Origin of the sequence: Pedobacter kyungheensis (assembly GCF_000812965.1) — a bacterium.
Classification (GTDB): Bacteria; Bacteroidota; Bacteroidia; order Sphingobacteriales; family Sphingobacteriaceae; genus Pedobacter; species Pedobacter kyungheensis.
Genome location: NZ_JSYN01000006.1, coordinates 109,122 through 132,280 on the forward strand (window position 1 = coordinate 109,122; position 23,159 = coordinate 132,280).

Below are 23,159 nucleotides of genomic sequence, written 5' to 3' on the forward strand. Positions count from 1 at the left end.
AGATATGAAGATTTACATATTAGAAGATGAGGTACACATTATGCAACACATTTTGCAGATTGTGAAGAAAATAAGCGCTTTCCAGATTGTTGGCCATTCGGGCGAAGTAGCCAGGGCAACCGCCGAAATACCTGTACTGAAACCGGAGCTAATCCTGGCAGATATACGGCTGAAAGATGGAGACAGCTTTAGCCTTTTTAACGAGATTGGTATGGAAGATTTTCAGGTCATTTTCCTTACTGCTTACGATCAGTATGCCATACAGGCATTAAACATGGGTGCTTTTGCTTATCTCTTAAAACCGGTTGATGAAGTATCGTTAGGTGAAGTACTGGGCAAATACCTGCGCCAGCGCGAGCAGGAACAGTTTGACAGGCAACAGCTGGAAATTGCACGCGAGCATTACCTGGCCCAGGGCGTTAAAGGCATTAAACGGATTGCCCTTAAAAGTCTCGAGTATATTGAGATCGTAGATCTGGATGATATAATCTATTGCAAAAGCGATAAAAGCTACACTACTTTTTGCTTAAAAAACAAACGCGAAATAGTGGTTTCAAAAGGCTTAAAAGAATATGAAAATATGCTTGCTTTTTCTGGCTTTTTGCGCTGCCACCAGTCTTACCTGATTAATTTCCAATACGTGAAAAAATATTTCAGGGAGGGTTTTTTACAAATGGAAAACGGCGAAAAAATACCGGTTTCGAGCCGGAAGAAAGAAGAAGTACACCGCTACCTGCAAAACATTGCTTAGCAGGGATTAAATTTTTAAGATGTAGCGCTCAGGCGTTCTCCTTAAAAAGGGAGAGCGCTTTTTTATTTATGATATCCCAAAATACTTATTACCAACAAGTTATTCCTCCACTTTATAACTCCATTCTTTTCTAAAAAGGTTTCCCTGGCCGTCAAAACCTTCCACCACGATCCGGTGTTTGCCGGTTAAATCGCCATTAAAATAACTAAAACTCATTTTACCATTTTTATCGGGAATTAGGTTAGGTGTCCAGTATAATGTTGTTCTCAAATCCTCCTCATTACTTTGCTTTTTCAAGGGATACTTTACCTCATAAAATGCTTTGCTTATGGTATAGCCCTCCTGTTTCAAATAAGCTGTACCCGGAGGTGTTCCTTTTCTAAAATTCTGATACAGGATGTTTTTGTCCTTCATCGAAATAGTCATAAATGTTGGATGTGGCGGAAACCCTGACATATATACTTGTATTTTTTCGATTTCTTTTACGGGCAGTACTGAAAGGTCAAAATATTCATCTACCGGAAAGCCGTTTATACTGACTCCTATTGGCATCATTTTAATTACGTTGGCTCCCTTAATATATAAAGAGTACATTGGTTTCATCACCCCTTGATCGTTCGTAGCGATAACTCCCCCACCTCCTAAATGCCGGGAAAGGTAATCCATAATATCTTCAACATGAACCAGGTCTTTTGGTAAAATTACCTGAAAAACATGCCCGGAATTAAGCGGTGCCCCTGAGTCGTTGTAGTCTAACTTTTTACGTCCTTTTATTTCTACTTCTTTCAGTTTAATCCCTTCTTGTTTAAGGTATTTTTGGGCATTTTTCTGCATTACCTCTTTTGAAGAAAAAGATAAAGTATCGCTGAGATAGTTTTTGACAAAGCTATTTGGCAAAATGGGCATAGCAGGCATCGAATCGAGTTTAGCGGTTAGCCACTTTGATTGATCACTTTTTGCCTGAACGATGAAATTCCCTGGTCCGGCATATTCCAAATCAAAAGAAAACCTCCCTTCACTGTCAGTAACGGTCTGCTCTATCCACATCTCCTTACCAGTACGCATTAAAGTAACTTTGGCAGCCGCTACTGCGCCTTTCTTGTCAGTAACCTTACCGCTAACCCTAATTGTCTTTTCGGGGCTATACTTTTTTTGCCAGCTTATTTTTCGCCAGCCCTGGGTTAACATCAGATTATCCAAATGCATTCTTGTCGAATCGGAGCCATCCATAAAATAGCGGTTTGGGCTTTCGATATGCCCTTTAAGATCGGAAGAAAGTAATAAATCGGTCAATATATGGCTCTCATTATCCAGATCGGGTATGCTTACATCGCTATTGGTTACAGCAACTGAAAATGAGCCATCTGTAACCTGTTTTCCATCCATAAGGGTTTGTAATTCGATTTTGGTTTCGCTTCTTTTTGGATATTGCGCAATAAGCCCTCCTTGTTTTATAGCATCGTTGTTTCTCCCCTGACCAATAAAGGCGAGCCGCTCGCACAAGAGATCTCCGCTAGCTGCAAGCAAAGAAATTTGCACAATGCCTTGTGGTAATTTGGCAGTTTCGATCGTCATTCTGGCCATCTGGCTATCCATAACAAATGGAATGCGCAAAAATTCAACTCCGTTTTTATGTACACTTAACTTCAATTCCCCTTTACCAACCAAATCGCTGGTGCACATTGGTTTCACAACAAGCTCACTTGTATCACGCTGGGAAACACTAAGTGAATAACCACTGCTTTGCGCTACCGGTAATTCGATCTCCCGCTCAGCTCCGTTGACAGTAATAATGGCTTTATAGGTTATCCCTGCTTCGGGGGTAAGGAAAAAAGAGCCCATGCCAAGATAGCTACCTTCAATCAGGCACATTTCTGTTCCTTTACTATTTACCACTTTTCCAGATATATTTATTCCGCGTCCACTGTTACTTATCGCTTTATAGGCGATCCTTGAAGGTAGCCCAAGCAAAAGATTTCCTCCTTCGGGTAGCAAGCGGATATCCAGGTCTTGTATCGTTGTTATTTGATTTTTTATTTGCGCAACATCACCTATTTTAACTACCTGATCAAAAAATGAGGTAGGACTGGCATTACCCATAACCCTGGTATAGGCGCGTATGCGATAGAGACCTTTGCTATTTTTAATATCAATAGGAGCATTACCAAAAGATATCCCATTTAGTACCGGGAGTGTAAACCGATTAATGAGCGAATCTTTTGCATTAATCAGTTCTACATAAAGGATTCCGCTGGCTTTTGAAGGTAGATTAGCTTCATCAACCACATAAGCCTTAAACCATATGGTATCTCCTGGCAGGTAAAATGACTTGTCCATATGCAAATGAACCCGCTCCTGAATATCGACGCTGGCCTGTTGTGCAGAAACAGTTTGCGCCTGAATATTTTGAACAAAGCAGCCTAGTAAGCAAAAATACAGCAGAAAAAGAGTATCAGATAATTTTGGTAGCATTCAAGAGCGGATTAAATTTTGAGAGACATTTTTCTTGAATCTATTAAATAAACTCTTCTAATCGGTGCACAAATAATGCGCAAACGATTGATTTACTCGATAAACTGATATTATAATTGAAACATTTAATATTAACACTGCTAAAACAGGAATATGCTTTGCCGAACTGTCGGCAATCTAACTATGACATAAAAAAGTGGGCTGCCAGATTTGTTAAAATCGAGTGGTCAGATGAGTGCTCAATAACTGGTGATCAAAGTACCGATCCTGCTTCCATAAAATTTGAACAAACGTTTGCCCGGTTAATTAACAAAAGATCACAACAACATAACAATCAAACCATTAAACAATAAAATATTCTTTCTCTAACGCTTAAAAAATGTTAAATTCAAATGCAATGAGTTGTAGCTAACGTATTTTATAGTTATTATTGTTAACCGCTATTGCGGCACACCAAATCTAAACACACTTATGAAACGCTTCAAGCATTGCTTATGCTTTTTGGCATTAACCTGCCTATCCTCTCTCACCGCCTTTTCGCAAGAAGGCGTAATCGACAGCTCACATGTTGTTACCTTACGAATTGATCCGCAAAGTGCACGCGGGGCCGCGGTTTCGCAGATTTTCGATGAAGTTAAATTTGTTCCGCTGGAAACAACCAGGGAAAGTTTGTTCGGAAATATTTCTGAACTTAAAATTGCGGGCAACAAATTTTTAATTTACGATTATGATACTAAGGCCGTTTTAGTTTTTACAAACGAAGGAAAATACCTGACCAAAATTGATGCAGCCAAATTGCAAACAGAAAAGGCCGATAAGGAAAAAGCAGTAACGCATGGATTTACATTGGTAAAGGAAGCAAACACAGAATACATAGCTGTTTATACCCCAAACAATGTGCAATATTTTACCCTGGAGGGTAACTTTGTAAAAAAAACCAAAAACTTCAATTACTATTCGCCTAAGTTATCATTTGCAAACAGTGATGTCGTGATCAGGCCCTATACCTATATTAAAAAAGGCAAAGATAGTACCCGATATTCGGTTGTAACCATCGATAAAAAAACAAAAGATACCGTCGGTTACTTTAAACGGGATCCGAAGTTTTTCGAAAAAGACGATTGGTATGGCGACGACCCAATAACCAAATACAATGATAGTGAAGCTTTTTACACCAATTACTACGATTACCGGTTGTATAAGCTTACGGCAAAAAAAATGGAATTGGCTTACAAGTTCATTTTCCCTGCCATAAATACATTGCCTAAAGATTTTATTACCAATCCCATATACGTTAAAAAGAGGTTCGAATATTTCGAGAAAAACAAGAAAACCATTCACGGTATTGGCAGCAGCTATTTAATTGGCGATCAGCTCTACCTCAAATTATCAAACATTTTTTGGGATAAAGACCAGAAGAAAAGCCTGATTTATAATACCAAAACTACAGAACTGTTATCTTTCCAGGATCTGGAACCAGACAGCCTTTCGAGCTTTTTACCGGTAACCGATTCAGGCTTTGGTTATGATTTTGAAAACCGCGGATTTCTAGCCTATGAAGATAAAAAGTTCTATACGAGTTATTCTGCACTGGCCATGTTTACTTTTAAAGAGCGTAGCGCTGGTAAAACCAATAAATACCCGCCATTGCTCGAAAATTACTTCAAAACTGGCGATAGAAAAAGTAACCCTGTAATCATCATCTTAAAACCGAAGCAAATCTAAATTCATGCGCGCTCATTTCTTACTTCTTTTAAGCATTTTTTGCTTAGGAACAGGCTATTCTTTTGCCCAAACTACACCTCCAGCCCCAACGGGTACCATTAAAGGCATAGTGCGCGATACGGTGCACAACTACGTACTTAAAGCAGCTACAGTTTCGATTTACAAAGCCGATAATACGGTAATTAATTACCAGTTGAGCAACAACTATGGCGAGTTTAAATTCAGTAACCTGCCCATTGATAAACCACTGCGACTGGATATCAGTAATGTAGGTTATCAAACCATTCAGAAAAACATCACTATTCCTAAAGGACAAACGCTGCTCGATCTTAAAAACGTGATCATTAACCCACAGGATGTAAATTTACAAGAGGTTACCGTAACAGTTCCTCCAATTTCTTACAATAACGATACACTTGAAATTAACGCCATTGCATTTAAGCTCGATACCAATGCCACCGTTGAAGATCTGTTAAAAAAAGTACCCAACATCACTGTGTGGGGCGATGGTATTATTACGGTTAATGGCAGGGAGGTGAAGCAACTTACTGTTAACGGAAAACAATTTTTTGGGGGCGATAATAAAATTGCCCTGCAAAACATCCCTAAAAATGCACTGGAGAAAATACAGATTTTCAACACCGCAGACCGGGATAAACCACTAGATAGCAATCTGGTAGCCAACTTAAAATTAAAGAAAGGCAAAGACCGATCCTATTTCGGCAAAATAAGTGCGGGCTATGGAACCGACAAGCATTACCAGTTTGATGGCAATTTAAATTTCAGCACCCCCAAACTCCAGCTTTCCGTCATTGGTGCATCTAACGATATTAACAAAATCCCAAATGATATCAATACGCTGATTAGAAACAGTACTTATAAAGGTGTTGGCACCTCGGTTGAATACCAATCAGATTTCAGGCAAACCGGACTAAACAAAGGTAATGTGGCCGGGGCACAAATGACTTACAATTTTACTCCCGATAGTAAAGACTGGAACAACAAAAGCTCGTTAACGGCCGATTATTACTTTAAAAACCTCGAATCATCAAACATTGGTGATTCACAAACCATTACTACCATTGCCGATAATAATCAGCTTTATGCAAACAGCAGTACCACTTCATCCAATACCAGCGACAGGCACCGGTTTAATTCCATCTATAATTATTATAAGAAAAGCCATCGCTTAGACTTGAGTGAATCATTCAATACCGAAAGAGGTGATAACAATAACTCCAGTGTCAGAAGTGCTCAGAATAATGCAGGTCAGCTTACCAGTACCAATAACAGCATGGGGCAAAGCAACTATACCAATACCGATTTCACTTTCAGGGCAAGCTACAATTACCAAAACTACAACAATTGGAAACAGCGCTTTAAATCGCTTAATGCCAGCTATGATGTTAGCATGAACAACCGCAATAACGATAGAACAGAAATAACGGCATTTAGAGATTTATTGAATAGTGCCAATAACCGTGATTTTAACCGCAAGTACCAGACCGATAGCAAGAATTTATCTCAAACGATGAATTTAGGCCTAACTAATCTGAAATCTATTTTTTTTGGCAATGCTAACCTCAGTGGATTTGATGCAGAAATTACAGGTAGACTCGCTTTGACCAATAACGAGGAACATAATTTTATTGAAGATTTTGTGAATGGTAGTTATCTGCAAAACAATTACCTCTCTAATAACCTAAAAACCAATGTTACCGATTTTACTCCTGGTATCTCGCTTAGCAAAACGTTTTCCAAAAACCTAAGCAACCGTTATTATAAATCGCTAAACATTAAAATTACTGCTGCTCAGCAATTTATTAATCAGGACAATACATCCGACCGCTCCTTCCAGAATTTAAAACGTGCATATCGGAATTTTGTACCGGTAATTTCGGTAAATGCCTCCAATTATCAAACTGGCACCTATCAGGAGAACTTAAACCTCAGCTATCGTACCCAGGTAAAAATCCCTACCATTTACCAGCTTGCCCCCTTAACAGACAGTACAAATTTATATAATTTGCAAAGGGGTAATCTGAATCTCAGAGAGGAATTGAACCGATCGATCAATATTAATTTTTATCATTATGATATGAAAAGTAAAAATACTTTGAATTTTAATATCAATGGCTCGGCAGGAATAGTTGATAATGCAATTGTGGATAGTACTTTCATCGATGAACAAAATCGCAGAACAGTTTACTTAACCAATGCAAATGGCAATCGGTACGCCAATTTGAGTGGAAATATCCGTAAGTCGTTTAAACTAAAAACCAGTGAATTGCAACTGGGCTTTAATACCTCGTTTAACTTTAGTAAAAACCCAACCTATACCAATACTTTGTTTAATTTTTCGAACAACTTTTCGACTAACAACAGCCTTCAAACCACTTACACCTATAAGGATAAATTAGGCCTTGAAGCCTCACAAGGCATTGCTACTAGTGTTGCTAAACAAAGTGCATTGGGAACAGCCTATAAAAACATTACACTGACCACTTCTTTTAGCGGCAACTATAATTTCACCAAAAAGTTTTCGCTTAGCAGCAACATTAACTTCAATAACAACAATCCATCGGTAGGCGAAACTATTAATTTCGCTATCTGGAATGCAAATGCCACTTACCGTTTTACTAAAGGCAATAATGCTGAAGTGAAATTTTCGGCACTCGATTTATTGCGCCAAAATAGAAGCGTATTTAACTATGCAAGCGTGAACAGCTTTACTACAAGTACTAAAAACGTATTGCAGCAATATTTTATGGTAACGCTTTCTTATTATCCGAGGAAATTTGGTGCCAATACTACTAAAAAGTAAGACATTGAATTTTAGCGCTCAGGCGTTCTCCTCAAAAGGGAGAGCGCTTTTTTATTTTCTATTATTTATTTTTGGCTACAATATCTTTCGTCAAAAAGAAAATGATTATAAAAAGTTCTTCCCGGTTGCGCATACTTTTTCTGGTAATGGCCTACATTACCCTTCCTTTCTTTTCAGCTTTTGCCCAAAGCGGCAAACCTGCAGATAAGAATCCCGAAACTGCTTTTTTGGCCGACTCTGCGGTGCTGACCAAAAGCGATTACTTATTCCGCCTGGAAAAAGTTTTCGAAGTAGTAAATAAGGTACCGGTTACCGTTAATTCATTTACCAAACTTAAGCCTATTGACAGGCATCTTACGCAGGATGAAGCCGCACTGGCACTTTTAAAAAGCAGGTTAACCAACGCAGACCGGAATCTGAACCTGCAAAACCTGCAAATGGACGAAACTTTGCTCGAAGAACTTCAAAGCAATAACCGCGATTGCCTGGCTGATTTAGATGAATATGAAAAAGAGCTCCGCAAGTTAAAAACAGAAATACTTAACCTGCGTAAAGATACAGTGCTGGTAAAAATATTTACTACGCCTGCCCTGCGCGAAATGTTTAAAACACAGTTTGCCGAACTTAAGAAAAAACGGGTGGTAATGGATAGTCTGATTAAAAATGCCTCTTTAACCATTAACAACCAGCAGGCACGTACCTCAGCCAATCTGATTAATATTAAAGAACTGATGTACCTTACCGATAGCCAGCTTAGTGCAGTAAGCATTAAAGCCTTTGGTAAAGAAAGACGCTACCTGTGGGAATCGGTAAATAAACGTGCCAACAATGGCATGGGTTTCAGAAAGTTTATGAACAGCGAGCAGCAAATATCTGCGTACTATTTCGTTTATACCCGAAGCAGCCGCGCCCTGCTCCTTTTTACCTGCCTGGTTTTCTTTTGCTGGGTATTTTTTAATTTCAGGAGCTTAAAACGGCGCGACAGGCTCGAGGCGGTTGATGATTTTAATTTTACCATGCTTTCGCCAAAGCCCTATCTGGTTACTTTAATTATGCTTTTTGCGTTGGCTCCGGTGTTCGACCTGCGTGCCCCTGCCCTATACATAGAGTCAGTGCACATATTGCTGGCCATTTGTCTTACCGTTTTATTTCGCAAAAAACTACCCAAAAAGCTATTTTTTCAATGGTGTGTATTTGTACTGTTTCTTTTTGCGCCAGTAGTACTTCGCATTCTGGGTATGCCGCCACGTTATCAACGCTGGTTACTTTTAGTGTTAAGCCTTGGAGCCACCACCTATGGCATTATGGTTTGGCGTACACTCGAAGAACAATATAAAAAGTATAAATTATTGATATCAACAGGGTTGATTTATATCCTGTTTGCCTTTATTGCCACTTTCTGCAACCTCTTTGGCCGCTTTACGCTTACGCAGATTTTTTACAATACCGGAGTAAGCGCCTTTCTGAATGCGACCTCATTAATCGTATTGGCCAAAATGTTTGTCGAAGCCTTTTTACTCCAAATGAAAAGCAGCAGGATCAGAAAAGGCTATCCGGAGTTTTTTGACTGGATTCCGGTTACCACAGGTTTAAAACGCATTGCCGCAACAGGCGCGATTATCATCTGGGCGGTTATTTTTACCACCAACTTAAATATATTCAACAGCATTTATTCGGCCATTACCGATGAGCTTACCCAAAGAAGAGTTGTAGGCAGCTTTTCGTTTACTTTAGGCGGCGTAGTACTATTTTTAGCGATTATCTGGCTGGCCAATTTCTTACAAAAATACATTGCCTATTTCTTTGGCGATGTTGGCGATGATGCCCTGGATGATAACAAAGGCGAACGCTCTAAATTACTGGTTACCCGTCTGGTTTTACTTATCAGTGGCTTTTTAATCGCCGTTGCAGCCTCTGGCTTACCCATCGATAAAATAACCGTGATTTTGGGTGCTTTAGGTGTGGGTATCGGACTGGGTTTACAGAATATTGTAAGCAATTTTGTTTCGGGTATCATCCTCATCTTCGATAAAACCATCCGCATTGGTGATGTAGTTGAGCTGAGCAATAAAAAAGGAAGGGTAAAAGAAATTGGTGTACGATCGAGTACACTGCTAAGCGATGAAGGTGCGGAAATCATTATCCCAAATGGCTCCATCCTGTCTAACAACATCATCAACTGGACTTTGAGCAACAACCAGATGCGCGTTGATTTGGTACTTTCTATTGCCAAACCTTTCAATTCATCTGAAGTAACCACCCTGATCCGAAATGTGATTATTGAAAATACTAACGTGTTTGCCGCCAAAGAGCCTGTCATCATGATTAGTCCGGTTAGCCGTGCAAGCAGCGACGTGCGGATATTTTTCTGGTGCAAGGATATTTCACAGGCAGAATTAACCAAAAGCATGGTAAATGCGTATATTTTCGAAGCGCTGGAAGAAAAAGGTATCGAGATTTTATAAAACCACACAACCTTTTACCGAAAGGGATATGCTTTAATCACTTTCGGTAATTTCCTATTTAAGGTTTCATTACCACCAGTGTTTTTCCTTTTTCTACAATATAGGTAGCCAGCTCAACAGCCTTATTCTTGCCTACATTTTTGGCCTGATGATTTTTCCCTGCGGGGATAAAAAGTACATCACCAGCTTTAAGCCTCACCGATTTTTCTCCTTCAATCTGATATTCGAATGTGCCTTTGAGCACATAAATTACTTCTTCGCCCGGATGTGAATGCATGCCAAAGTGAACGCCGGGCTCAAAGGCTATACTTGCTTGTATAGTTTCGTAACCTGGTAGGCTAATGTCGTGCCTTTGATGGTTGGTTCTGGTAATGCCTGTTTGCTGGGCAAAAGTTGCAAATGTTATAAAAGCTGTTAATGCGAAAGCCAAAGCGCTGCTGAAAATGATTTTTTGATATTTTTTCATGATTTTAAATTCTGTAGAGAGACAATGAAATTTGCCGCCCGATTATGATTTAAAGGTAGCCATGCTATTGATGTGGATGAATTTGTTTAAGCCCCAGTTTGGCAAATAGCCTGCTGAACCAGACATTTTTAGCCCTCGGGTACGACCGGAGTTTAGCGGGTGTTGAGAAAATAATTTGTTAATTAAATTCAGATTTTGTGAAAAAACAAAAAATTATAATACCTTTGACACCGCAGGGGGTGAGAGCCCTGCATCAATCATAGATTGAGAGCGTTAATTTAGATAAAAAGGTACGACAGCGAGTGTTGTACCTTTTTTTATTGCCCTAATTTTTCTCAAACATAACCTACGCGGCATTAAGGCTTTACGTTTGTTGCATCTGTTACTTTTAAAGTGCTTCCATCGCCAGCCGTAATCTTCACCTGGTCGAATGTCCAGTTTTGGGCAAATTCGATATTCCCAGCTGTGGCCGTAGCAATATCCAGATTTTTAAAATTGAAGTTTTTTAAGATCGTTTCGCTGAAACCAGTGGCATTGATGGCTTTTTTAACGTCTTTTGCCTTCACGTTGAAAACATTAATGTTACGTATTTGGGGTATTCCTTTGCTTGCGGGTTCCACATGAGTTAGCAGCTTAGTCCAGTGTACAGGGATCGAATCTGGATTATAGCCAGCTGGCAAAGTAGAATAACTGTAAGCCGGGTTCCAGTTGGGGTTAACCTGAATTACATTACCTCCCCCTTCCATAGTGATATTACCGAAATAAACATCTTCTACGGTACCGCCCCTGGTTTTGGCCGATTTAATGTTTAAAGCATTTCCGGTACCATAACCTACCAAATCAGTAGCCCAAACGTGGCGGATACTGCCCGAAGTTTCGCTACCCAAAGTCAGTAAACCCGCACCTTTGCGCGCAATGCAATTGCGGATTACTACATATTCTGTTGGCCGGTTTACGCGCAGGCCATCCCAATCGCGACCAGCTTTGAGGCAAAAATTATCATCGTTACAGTCAATATCACAGTTTTGGATTAAAGTCCAGAGCGATGAATCTACATCAATGCCATCAGTACTCGGGCCATGCCCGTCAACATTGTTTCGGATGGTAATTTTATCAATGGTTACATAGCTCGAGTAAAGAATTTGCACGGTCCAGAAGCCTGCCTGCTGTAAATTCACATCTTTTACCACTACATCATTAGCCGATTCGATTAATACCGTTCGCGGGCGTTTGGCGTCATAATCAACAATCCAGCGCAGGCCTTTGGCGTCGTAATCTTTTCTGAGGTTCCAATAATAATCCCAAAAGGGTTTGCCTTGTGCATTAATCAACCCTGAACCCGAAATAGCTGCTTTGTTCTGCTTCAGGATATTGAGTAGCGCTGCTGGCCATTTCATTTCGATACCAGCTACTCGTGTATCAATTTCAGGGTAATCTTTTATATCCTGACTGCCCAATAGCTCCACACCTTTGCCCACTTCGAAATTTACACCGGTTTTGATAAATAAAGAGCCAGTTAAATATTTGCCGGGCAGAAAAGAAACGGTACCTCCCCCCTTTGCGGCACAATCATCAATAGCCTGTTGAATGGCTTTGGTAGCTAAGGTTTTACCATCATTTACTGCTCCGTATTGGTTAGCCTGATAGTTTTTTTGCTTAAAACTGAATTTTCGGGCACCAGCCTTACTCACCCATTCGGGCATTTTAAACTGTGCTGAAACTGCAGTTGTAAAAAATATAAAAGCTATAAGCATTAAAACAGATCTGCTTCTCATAAATCGGGTATATACATTTGGTTAACCATACAGCCTATATGCTAATCGGGGCTTCTTATTTTGCGGTTAAGATATAGAATATGAGCGATGAAACTATCCTGTTGCATCCTGTAGCAGAAAAACAGTGCTTTATTTGCTCCCCTTGTTCATCAATTGGTAGATTTTTTGTTTATCGGCTTCAATGCTCACATTTAATACCGCCAAATCCCCGCCCGGATATACCAGAAACGAATAAGGAATGGTTTGTACAAAATATTTTTTCTTTATCTGCTGCATCTGATGAATTGCCAATAAACTTCTCCCTGGAATTTCACCATCTTCGGTCATCTTTTTCCAGCTGGCAAGCGTGTTTTTATCATCAATGGAGATGTAAACAACATCTAACTGTCCGCCCAGTTTTTGTTTAATTTCTCTAACTATGGGCAACTGCTTATGACAAGGGGCACACCAGGAGGCTGAAAAAATAACAAGCGTTGGTTTATCAGGGTGGGTTACAATTGCTTCGGGTTGATCACTATTCCAGGGCAAAAGCATGGCATTATCAAAATGCTTAAATGCCAGATTGCGGGCAATTTCCTTGCCATAATAACTGTTTTTTATTTTGGTTGAAAATAGATTAAATACCGATTCTACATCAGCGGTTGACTTATAATAACTCAATCTGCCGGCCATTCCTGCAATTAAGGAATAGGAATCAGGATATTTTTGGGTAAGTGCAATATACTTTTTTAATGACTCTTCGTAAGTTCCGGTGAATTTTAAGAAATAACTATGCCGTATTTTTATCCCTTCCATAGCACTCAGCAATTCTGTATCTTTTACCTTGCTCATAAAAAACTGATACTCATATTCGGTTCTTGATCCTTCAGTTCCATCTTTTTTCAAAAACCTCATATCCGGATAGGCATTTACTCTTGAAAATGAGGCATTAAAAATTATATCCCCCCTGCTGAAATGAAATGCACTACATAACAACGTGTCACTTCCCAAAATAGTTGATAACGCTACGATATTGGCCGAAGTATCCGCATCTTTTTTATTATTGATATCGAAGTACCTGATCTGCTCATAAATACTATCAGGATAAGTGAAATCCCACGCACTACCGTCTTTTGAGTCACCCGGAAATGAAAGCTTTACATTTCCTTCTACAGTAGTAACCAGGTTTAGCCCATCAAACTTTTTTCCGCTCAAGTTGATCCTGATATGATTTAATTTATTTCTTTTACTTTGCGCTGAGGAATGAAAACTGATTGCAAACAATAAAAGGCAACATAAAAGTTGTTTTACTTTTTTTTCGAAAGATAGCATAGTGATTGGTTAGCGTTTGGTACTAAGTTAGTCCGGAACCACTTACCTTTATTGATAAATTAAGCACAAACGTTTGAGTCGTTTTTCATATCAGAAAGTTAAATTAGCAGCCAAGATTTGTGACTTCCACTAGTTTAATTCTTTCATGATAGATTTTTATTCGAGAAACCACCGCATTTCAAGCATTCTAATCAAATCAAACGTTTGTGCATAGATTAGCCAATTAACCAAAGTATTAACAAATCAATAAATAACCGTAAGTTGTACTGTTGTTAAAACGAAACTAACATGAATATTATCCTTGCTTCAACCTCTACCCTCTTCGGAGGCGAATACCTGGCTTATTTGAAAACAGAAATCATTGACCTTTACCAGGGAATCGATGAAATTATTTTTATTCCTTTTGCCCGTCCGGGTGGTATTTCGCATGAAGAATATACCCAAAAAGCGAGCGATTTTTTTGCAACCATCGGTATCAAAGTACGCGGATTGCACGAATTTGATGATCAGGCAGCCGCAATCAACTCAGCTAAAGGATTTTTCACCGGGGGTGGCAACACCTTTCTGCTGGTAAAAACCTTACACGAAAAGGGGCTGATGCAGGTTTTAAAGTCAAATGTAGAAAGTGGCAAAGCCTATCTGGGCTGCAGTGCAGGGAGTAACATCGGTGGATTGAACATGAAAACCACCAACGATATGCCGATTGTTTATCCAACATCATTTGAATGTATGGGGCTGGTTCCTTTCAACCTCAATCCGCATTACTTAGACCCAGACCCAACACTTAAGCATAATGGCGAAACCAGGGAAACCCGGATTAAAGAGTTTTTAACCCAAAACAACATTAAGGTGGTTGGACTTAGGGAAGGAAACTGGATCAGAAGAAAAGGTGATCAAATTACCGTTGAAGGCACCCAACTTACCCGCATATTTGAGCCAGGTAAAGCACCTTACGAACTGCCTGAAGGAAGTTTGTTGTAATCATTAATCTATCCGTTGGTGTCCTCACCAACCGAAATTATAAGACAATCCAATCAGATCACGATTATGCTTTAGAAAATGTATAAGTTAGCATACCCGGCACATCCTCATGCGTATTTTCATATTCCTTGGAAGCGAGTTTAAAATCTAACCTCTCGAGCAGTTTTACAGAAGGCGGATTATCACTTGACGGACAGGCGATGATTGTTTCTACCTCCATTACCTCAAAGGCATATTTAATCGCATGCGGAACAGTCTCGATCATAATCCCCTTACCCTGAAACTCAGGAAGGAGTTCGTAACCCATCTCGATAGTCTTATTTTCGTTCCTGAAATCCCAAAGGCAAACGGCCCCAATCATGGGCGCAGTCTCGTGCTCAGCGATAACCCAATAGATAGCTTGGTTATTATTAATCAGGTTATCGATTTTGTTGATATAGGCAACAGCTTCATCCATACTTCGATAGGGTTCTTTTCCGGTTAACACGGCTACTTTTTCATCAGAACGTAATTCATAGATTACAGCTGCATCTGTTAATAAGAGCCTGCGCAATGTAAATCTGTCTGTTTTTAATATCGGGAAGGTTGAAAAGTCAAATGGTTTCATAACTGGTAAAGATTTAGGATGAGCTGAGTTTAAAGTTATCAATAATATGGAAACAACAAATTATATGCTAGGTTTTGTTCACATCAAAGCTATTAACAGGCTTCATAAACGCTCAAAATAAGGGTGACAATCAATAATTCTTATAACAATTTGTTATATTTGTAATATTATAATATTAGTAATAGTTAAAAATTACAAATAAATACTACTATGATATCATTAATATCTCCATTAAAAGCACAGCAAAAAATTACTGAAATTATCCGTGATAGAAGGCTGTCGATGGGGCTAACACAAGAAGAATTAGCAAAAAGATCAGGAGTTCCACTTCCAACTTTACGCAAGTTCGAACAAAAAAGCACAATTTCATTTGAATCCTTTCTGAAACTTTTAATGGTTGTTGGTGGCCTTGATGAGATGACTAATGCGCTTAAGCCTTTTAAGCCAAATTTCACTTCAATAGATGATGTATTAAAAGATAACAGTAATACGTTACGAAAAAGAGGGCGCAAAAAATGAAGAAACCGATCGTAGAAGTAAAAGTCGGACTAGATTTCGGCTCTGAAATTCAGCCAGTTGGCCGCTTAGCATTGCGTAACCGTACTGTATACTTTGAGTATAATGATGAATTCAGACAGAAAGGAATAGAAATATCGCCATTTCGCTTACCACTTAGAGGTGGTGTACTTGAATTGCCAGCACGCCCATTCGAAGGTTTAGCAGGTGTTTTCAGCGATAGCTTACCTGATGGATGGGGCCGCCTGCTCTTTGATCGCCTGATTAGGGCACAAGGGATATCGCCTAATAATGTATCTGTTCTGGAGCGTTTAGCACATGTCGGATTATCAGGCATGGGTGCATTGGTTTACGAACCGGATCACAGTCCTTCGGAAATGGATCAATTCATTGATTTAGACCAATTGGCAGCACAAACTGCGGCAGTTTTAAACGGCAATTCATACGAGGTCATTAAGGAATTACTTGCTTTAAATGGCTCGTCAGCTGGCGCGAGACCAAAAGCATTGATTGGTGTAAATAATGATTTTTCAAATATATCTCATGGTGCGAAGATCTTAAATAAAGGATTTGAACCCTGGCTGGTCAAATTCCCTAATTCGCAGGATGGTTACGATGCAGGGGCCATTGAGTATGTGTATGCTTTAATGGCAAAAGAAGCTGGTGTTTCAATGCCTGCTATACACCTATTTCCATCACAGAATGGCTCAGGCTATTTTGCGGTACAACGTTTTGATAGAAATGAGGAAAAAAGACTGCACACACATACCGCGGGTGGCCTTTTGCATAGCGATTTTAGAGCCCCATCATTGGATTATGAAGATCTGCTCAATCTAACTGCAGCACTTACAAAAGATATCCGCGAAGTGGAGAAAATGTATCGTCTTGCGGTTTTCAATGTACTATCGCATAACAGAGATGATCATGCAAAAAATTTCAGCTTTATAATGAATGAAAATGGCGACTGGAACCTCGCTCCGGCATACGATCTCACTTATTCAAGTGGTCCAAACGGCGAACAAAGCACAATGGTGATGGGCGAAGGCAAAAATCCTTCAACCCAAAACCTTGTAGAACTGGGATTGGAAGCCAAACTATCAAAAAATCTTATTCATGAAATTATTGAACAAACCCGACAGGCATTAGCCAGCTGGAAAGCGCTATCGAAAGATTATAATATAACAAAAACCAATACGGAATTAATCGGGCGTTATCTCAATAAATAATTGGGTTATCGCAAATCATAATTACGAATAACAAGCACTTTACGGACAGCTTATGGGCGCATAAAAAAGCCAACACCTTTGCAGGCATTGGCTTATTGCTAAAACAAAAAGATACTATTTTTTTACTTCAACAGGTATCTGATAAAGTTTTTGATGAATTTGTTTCATCTCAGCTTCCGGAAACTTAACCACCTTACGGTCGTAAGTCATAAAACCATTCGTTTCTACTTCTACGTCGGTAGTTTGGGTGTAAACCCCGGCAGATAAGCCCACTTTGATCAGCTCGCCTAAACGGCCAACAAACTCCGAATACTTTTTAAACAGGTCGGCTTTGTTTTTAAAACTCTGGTAGCCCCAGTTGTTTTTTTGCTGCCAAACATGACCATCAACAGGTAAGCCTAAACCACCAAACTCGCCCAATACCAGCACATAATCTTTTCCAAAATAATCTGGACTAGGCATAGCAGGATGTGGGTAATTATGCAAATCAATAATATCGCCAACCGGGAAAAAGTTACCTCCACTGGCGGTATTTACCAAACGCGAAGGATCTTTTTCTTTGGTCCATTTGGCAATTTCTACCGTTTTAAACTGCCCCCAAGCTTCGTTGAATGGTGTCCACACTACAATTGAAGGTACATTATGCAGTTTCTCCATAATGGCATTCCACTCTGTTTTGTAGTAACTTTCCGATTCAGGACTTCTTTTTTGCTCGGTTTGATGATCCAATACCCCCGGGCGGTTTTCCCATCTGTTACCTAAATCGCCGCTTGGCATATCCTGCCAAACCAGCATACCCGCTTTATCGCAGTAATAATACCAACGTGCAGGCTCTACCTTAATGTGTTTTCTGATCATGTTAAAACCCATTTCTTTGGTTTTATCTACATCAAATTTCAAGGCTTTATCGGTTGGTGCGGTATATAAACCATCAGGCCACCAGCCCTGATCTAATGGACCGTATTGGAACAGAAAAGCATTGTTTAAGAGCATACGCTCAATTCCGTTGGCATCTTTACCCATCGAAATTTTACGCATGGCAAAGTAACTTTTAGCCTCATCTACTTTTTTATTTTTGGAAAGCAGTTCGATTTTCAGATCGTACAAAAACGGACTATCCGGGCTCCATAGTTTAGGATTTTCAATTTTTAAACGCACAGTGCCTTTAGCATCGGTAGTTTGCTCGGCTACTTTATTGCTGCCATCCCAGGCCGAAATTTTTACCTGATCGCCGGCATTTGCATTTTCAACGAACGAACTAACCTCAATAGATTGCTGATCGAGATTAGGTGTAATTTTGATGTGGTCGATGTGTACTTTGTTTACCGCTTCTAACCATACTGTTTGCCAAATACCGGTAACCGGTGTATACCAGATTCCTTCAGGTCTTTTCACCTGTTTTCCTCTTGGCTGTGGGCCTTCATCAGTCGGGTCCCATACTTCAACAGTAAGGGTTTGGTTTCCGCTTTTGTTTAAGAAAGGAGTAATATTAAAGCTAAAAGGATCAAAACCACCCTCGTGTTTACCCACTTCTTTCCCATTGATGCTCACTGTTGCGCGCCAGTCAACCGCGCCAAAATGCAACAAAATATCCTTTCCTTTCATGTTTGAAGGGATGGTAAAAGATGTTTTGTACCACAGCAGGCTATCTTTACCAACAGTTTTACCTACACCCGAAAGCGAAGCTTCTACGGCAAAGGGAACCAGAATTTTGCCCTGGTTAATGGCCGGGCGCTGCGATTTTTCGGCAATGGCATAGTCCCATAAACCGTTCAGGTTTTTCCAGTTTCCGCTACGCTCAAACTGCGGACGTGGATATTCGGGAAGAACACTGGCCGGATTAACTTCATCGGCCCAGGGTGATGATATTTTTCCCTTCACCGCCGACCATGTTTTACCGGCCTGCTGTGCAGAAAGGGAGAGCGAAAGCCCCAACAGCGCAAATAAAATAGACGTTTTTTTCATTTTTGGTTTCAATTGGTGTGTTTATAACAGATAACAATATGGATTCTCAGCCCTGTATGATCTGCTTATTTGTTGTTTAATTTTTTAATCAGGTTTACTTCATCAACACGGTAAGGTGTGCCATCTGGCTGAAAAATTTCATGAAACCACTCAACCGGATCAGAACCATCAGCAAGCGGGGTATCCCAGGCATATTTGGTATTGGTTTTACCTGCGGCAAAACCCCAGTTAATAGCGCCAACGTTTTCTGCTTTTAACATCGGTAAAATATTAGCAAAACGGCTGTTGCGCGGACGTGCCATATATTCGGTACAAATTAAGGGCCTGCCGCTCGCCTTTAACAAATCGATAGTGCGTTGGTGCCACTCTGGCGCCTCGTAGTTGTGGTAAGTAACAATATCTGAATTAGCCAGTTGTATTTCGTTTAGTTTTTCGAAACCCCAGCTCCAAAGACCGATACTGATTGGCTGATCAGGGTTTACCTCACGTGCCCAGCTAATGGTTTTGGTTAACAATGGAATAGTTGCTTCCAGTTTGCCGCTATTGCCGGGTTCGTTGTATAAATCCCACAATAAAATGCGTTTATCATGCGCAAAATGGGTTAATACATCTTTCACATACTTTTCGAGCTGCGCAAAATTGGCTTCCTCTTTAAATGCAGGGTCACCCGGATCCTGCAGCCAGCCAGAATTGTGAATACCGGTTTTTGGCTCGGGCTGTTTGCCTATGGTAGAAGTTTTGTTCCAGCAATCATCAAAAAATACAAACATGGGTTGAATGCCGTGTTTTTGCGTGATGGTTAAAAACTGATCCATGCGTTTTTTAAAACCTTCAGGATCCTGGCTCCAGGCTTTGCTGTACAGAAATACACGCAGGGTATTAAAGCCAATGCTTTCGGCCCATCCCAGTTCTTTATCAATTACCGCTGGCGAAAAGGTATCGGCCTGCCACATTTCTAACTGATTAATGGCATTGGCCGGAATATAATTTGCACCTGTAAGCCATTTATGCTCTTTATACCAGGCATTGGCTTTCTCTACCGACCATACTTTTGCAGGTTCAGTAGCTTTTTTGTTTTTCTGCGCATAGCCTGTGCTTAAACAAAGCGCAAAAGCGAAAGAAAGAAGATAGTTTTTTAAGTTCATTGGTATTTTATCTGATTATTTTACTTTTTAACTGAAGGAGCTGCCAGCAGCGTGCCTGTTTTCAAAGGAATACCAAAATTTGGTGTTCCATCTGTATTCCAGGTAAATTGTTGTGCCCGCGGCGAACGGAAACCACCACAACCCTGCCCTGGTTTATCGTTGGCATGATACAAAATCCAGTCTTGTTTACCATCGGGTGATTTGAAAAAGGAATTGTGCCCGGGAGCATACACCCCATTTTCTACTGAACGCTCAAATACCGGTTTCTCCGATTTTTTCCAGGAAGCAGGATCGAGCAAATTGCTTTTGGCCGATGCCGTTAGCATGCCCAATGCATAAAAATCTGTCCAGCAGCCACTGGCCGAATAAATGATAAACAGTTTATCGCCATGAGGCAAAAACTGAGGGCCTTCGTTCACATCCACATGCTCGCCTCCACCTAAATCGCCATTTTTTTCCCAGCTAAATTTTGGAGAAGATATTTTAACACGAGGTCCATCTACTGTCCACGGATTTTTCAGTTTGGCGATAAAAATTTCCTGCCTACCATTGGTATCGCCTTCCCACCCTGACCAAATCATGTATAACTGGCCCTTAAAATCGATTACATCGCCATCAATCGCCCATTTATCTGTAGCATCGGCTATTTTACCTTTAAAAACCCATTCGCCCTGCATAGGATCGGCCGCAGCATTTTCGAGCACATACATGCGGTGATTATCGTTTTTACCATCATCGGCAGCAAAATAAGCATACCACTTTCCCCTTAAAAACATCACTTCGGGTGCCCATATTTCTTTACTGTAGGCGGTGCCGGCAGGTGCTTTCCAAATGGTTTTCCGTTCGGCATTTTTTAAGCCATCAATGCTTTTGCTTTTCCACAAATCGATGCGGTTGCCTGTGGTATGGGTATAGTAGTAATAGCCATCTTTATAAAAATTATAAGGATCTGCTCCGGAAGGCAACAAAGGATTGGAAAAATTCTGTGCCTGAGTAGTCAAAGCCAATAGCAGACCTGCAAAAACTAAGTAATATTTTTTAATCATACCATTTATTTGGTTAGGCATTTTCCGGTTAATTCTCCAGCGCTAAAAAAGCGATTTTCTTTTTCCCGGACACCCCTTATCGTTTCAATTTTTCTACAAAACCGATCATTTTACCGCCCATTCTGTAGCGTTAATGCCCTGAAAGTTTTCGGATCGATCTGCATTACCGCCTTTCCATCCTTGCCTTTTATAAATTTGGCTGCAACAATTACTGTTGCGCGGGGCGATACTTTCTGATCGGAATAATGCACATGGAACACATACTGCAACTGACCTTTGGCATCGACAAAAAAATCGCCATGCCCGGTGCCGTTTTGTTTGATATTAGCCTTGCTGATGATCGGATTTCCACTGTATTTAGTCCAGGGGCCAAAGGGCGATTTTGAAGTGGCATAACCCACCGCATAATCGGGATTTCTAAAGTCGTTTGCCGAGTAAAACAGGTAATAAAGATTATCCTTTTTCAATACTGTAGGTCCTTCTGTAACGGGCCAATCGGTTTTGGCTGTATTTTCCCAATTGTCGGTACCCGAAATGCATTCTTTTAAAGTGCCGGGTATAATATCAGAAAAATCGGCCTTCATTTCGGCAACAAAAATGCGGTTACCATGATCTAAACGTACATGGTACAGATAATTTTTACCATCATCGTCGGTAAATAAAAAGGGATCGATTTGTTTACCGTTTCCCGAAATCTCTTTTAATGTTTCCTGTTTAAAAGGTCCTAAAGGGCTATTGCTTTGCGCAATGGCGATCTGCTCATCGGCAGTATAGGCCATGTAATAGGTTTGCCCGCGTTTAAAAACCTGTGGAGCCCAAAAACCTTTGGTACCAAAGGCATCGCCCTTTTTTAAGGCATAGCCATTTTTGATCCCGGCAGGGCCAGTCCAGTTTTTAAGGTCAGCAGAGCGATACACGAGAAAACCCTGATCACCGCTGGTACCATAGAGGTAATAATTTCCTTCATCGAAAAAGATGGTTGGATCGGCCAAATAAATAGGTTTCGCATCCACCGTTTTTTGCTGCGCGCGAACCAGCTGCCCCCACACCAACAGGCACAATACGAGAATTATAGAGCGGTATCTCAAAATGATTAAATTGGTTTAACTAAGATAATGAATAAAGGCAGGCATAGGATTTAAATCCGTATGCCTGCTGATTGTTATTAATAGGTAATTTTGGCTACCGGTGTGAAAATCATATCGTCTACTCCTGCTATTTTTACACCTATACGGGCAAAAACATAATTTTGTGCCGGGGTAATGGCCGGAATAGTTACCGAAAGGTTAAGGTTGTTCAAATCGGCAATTGCAGCACCTGAAAGGGTTTGCACTGCCGCTCCACCAAAATTATTACCCCCATCTACAAACTGTGTTTTATTGATGTAAAGCGATACACTTTCTACATTTTTTGCATTGGCATCGGTAATGATTTTCTCGAGCTTGCAGAAGCCATTTACCTTACCCGAAGCGGCTGTTAAGGTAGCGCCGCGAATCATGTAATAAGGTGTTACTTCGATATCCATGGTCTTGCTACCACTAATGTTTACCGCAAGGGTATCTTGTTTGCCAGCTGCATTCGTTTTCCATAAAAATGGCCCCTGGTTAACCGAGAAAACCAGTTTGTAGTTACCATCAAACAGTTTGGCCGAAAAGCTTCCTTCCTGGTTTACATTTACGTTTAGTGCCGAATAGTTACCAAAACCCGATTGCCAGAGTTCGAAATTTACCTGGCCGTATTGCACACCGATGGGCTCGCCTTTATATACAATTCTGCCCGTAAAATCGGCCTGGGGCGCATCGTAATTATCTTTTTTACAGGCAGAAAATAATACGGCTATAATGGGCCCAATTATAAAATAAAATCTATTTTTCATCGCTCTAT

At 40.3% G+C, this 23,159-nt stretch carries 17 protein-coding genes; 7 read left to right on the forward strand and 10 right to left on the reverse strand.

The window, feature by feature from the left end:
• The first annotated feature begins 4 nt into the window (after positions 1-4).
• Positions 5-751, forward strand: coding sequence for a LytR/AlgR family response regulator transcription factor (locus OC25_RS07370; protein ID WP_039473616.1), 747 nt, complete (start codon positions 5-7; stop codon positions 749-751).
• Positions 752-850: 99 nt separating this feature from the next.
• Here the strand turns inward: OC25_RS07370 and OC25_RS07375 are convergent, their stop codons facing one another.
• On the reverse strand, positions 851-3,223 hold the full coding sequence (locus OC25_RS07375) for a hypothetical protein (protein ID WP_156131420.1): 2,373 nt from the start codon (positions 3,221-3,223) through the stop codon (positions 851-853).
• A gap of 471 nt (positions 3,224-3,694) precedes the next feature.
• Here OC25_RS07375 and OC25_RS07390 point away from each other — a divergent pair, with 471 nt between their 5' ends.
• The 3 genes from OC25_RS07390 (at position 3,695) to OC25_RS07400 (ending at position 10,237) form a co-directional block, all read left to right on the forward strand.
• Positions 3,695-4,948, forward strand: coding sequence for a 6-bladed beta-propeller (locus OC25_RS07390; RefSeq protein WP_039473628.1), 1,254 nt, complete (start codon positions 3,695-3,697; stop codon positions 4,946-4,948).
• 4 nt (positions 4,949-4,952) lie between these two features.
• Positions 4,953-7,772, forward strand: coding sequence for a carboxypeptidase regulatory-like domain-containing protein (locus OC25_RS07395; RefSeq protein ID WP_039473631.1), 2,820 nt, complete (start codon positions 4,953-4,955; stop codon positions 7,770-7,772).
• A 101-nt stretch (positions 7,773-7,873) separates the two neighbouring features.
• Positions 7,874-10,237, forward strand: a complete 2,364-nt coding sequence (locus OC25_RS07400) for a mechanosensitive ion channel family protein (protein WP_245221925.1) — start codon at positions 7,874-7,876, stop codon at positions 10,235-10,237.
• 58 nt (positions 10,238-10,295) lie between these two features.
• Here the strand turns inward: OC25_RS07400 and OC25_RS07405 are convergent, their stop codons facing one another.
• From OC25_RS07405 to OC25_RS26805, 3 genes are all read right to left on the reverse strand, one after another.
• On the reverse strand, positions 10,296-10,703 hold the full coding sequence (locus OC25_RS07405) for a cupin domain-containing protein (RefSeq protein WP_039473635.1): 408 nt from the start codon (positions 10,701-10,703) through the stop codon (positions 10,296-10,298).
• Positions 10,704-11,059: 356 nt separating this feature from the next.
• The gene (locus OC25_RS07410) at positions 11,060-12,478 is read right to left on the reverse strand and encodes a glycoside hydrolase family 28 protein (RefSeq protein ID WP_039473641.1); all 1,419 of its coding nucleotides are present in this window, start codon (positions 12,476-12,478) and stop codon (positions 11,060-11,062) included.
• A 129-nt stretch (positions 12,479-12,607) separates the two neighbouring features.
• Positions 12,608-13,672 (reverse strand): TlpA family protein disulfide reductase, encoded by a 1,065-nt coding sequence (locus OC25_RS26805; protein WP_167335372.1) that lies wholly within the window; start codon positions 13,670-13,672, stop codon positions 12,608-12,610.
• 405 nt (positions 13,673-14,077) lie between these two features.
• Between OC25_RS26805 and pepE the strand changes: the two genes are divergently transcribed.
• A complete protein-coding gene (gene pepE / locus OC25_RS07420) occupies positions 14,078-14,770 on the forward strand; it encodes a dipeptidase PepE (protein WP_039473645.1) in 693 nt (230 codons plus the stop codon).
• A gap of 64 nt (positions 14,771-14,834) precedes the next feature.
• On the opposite strand, the gene OC25_RS07425 is transcribed toward pepE, so the two are convergent.
• Entirely contained in the window at positions 14,835-15,377 is a 543-nt protein-coding gene (locus tag OC25_RS07425; RefSeq protein ID WP_052266028.1) for a GNAT family N-acetyltransferase, read from the reverse strand.
• A 210-nt stretch (positions 15,378-15,587) separates the two neighbouring features.
• Between OC25_RS07425 and OC25_RS07430 the strand changes: the two genes are divergently transcribed.
• Together OC25_RS07430 and OC25_RS07435 are read left to right on the forward strand one after the other, a co-directional pair.
• Positions 15,588-15,896, forward strand: a complete 309-nt coding sequence (locus OC25_RS07430) for a helix-turn-helix domain-containing protein (protein WP_039473648.1) — start codon at positions 15,588-15,590, stop codon at positions 15,894-15,896.
• Positions 15,893-17,119, forward strand: coding sequence for a type II toxin-antitoxin system HipA family toxin (locus OC25_RS07435; RefSeq protein WP_039473651.1), 1,227 nt, complete (start codon positions 15,893-15,895; stop codon positions 17,117-17,119). The genes OC25_RS07430 and OC25_RS07435 overlap by 4 nt, the downstream gene beginning before the upstream one ends.
• Before the next feature lie 114 nt (positions 17,120-17,233).
• On the opposite strand, the gene OC25_RS07440 is transcribed toward OC25_RS07435, so the two are convergent.
• The 5 genes from OC25_RS07440 to OC25_RS07460 form a co-directional block, all read right to left on the reverse strand.
• The gene (locus OC25_RS07440; protein ID WP_039473655.1) at positions 17,234-19,084 is read right to left on the reverse strand and encodes a glycoside hydrolase family 2 protein; all 1,851 of its coding nucleotides are present in this window, start codon (positions 19,082-19,084) and stop codon (positions 17,234-17,236) included.
• A 65-nt stretch (positions 19,085-19,149) separates the two neighbouring features.
• Positions 19,150-20,229: a glycoside hydrolase 5 family protein gene (locus OC25_RS07445; RefSeq protein ID WP_039473659.1), complete on the reverse strand. Its 1,080-nt coding sequence runs from the start codon at positions 20,227-20,229 to the stop codon at positions 19,150-19,152.
• A gap of 20 nt (positions 20,230-20,249) precedes the next feature.
• A complete protein-coding gene (locus tag OC25_RS07450) occupies positions 20,250-21,275 on the reverse strand; it encodes a glycoside hydrolase family 43 protein (RefSeq protein ID WP_209435576.1) in 1,026 nt (341 codons plus the stop codon).
• Positions 21,276-21,385: 110 nt separating this feature from the next.
• Positions 21,386-22,363 carry a glycoside hydrolase family 43 protein gene (locus OC25_RS07455; RefSeq protein ID WP_156131421.1) on the reverse strand — a complete coding sequence of 326 codons (978 nt, stop codon included), beginning with the start codon at positions 22,361-22,363 and terminating at the stop codon, positions 21,386-21,388.
• 77 nt (positions 22,364-22,440) lie between these two features.
• Positions 22,441-23,151 (reverse strand): DUF3823 domain-containing protein, encoded by a 711-nt coding sequence (locus OC25_RS07460; protein ID WP_039473664.1) that lies wholly within the window; start codon positions 23,149-23,151, stop codon positions 22,441-22,443.
• Between the last annotated feature and the right edge of the window lie 8 nt (positions 23,152-23,159).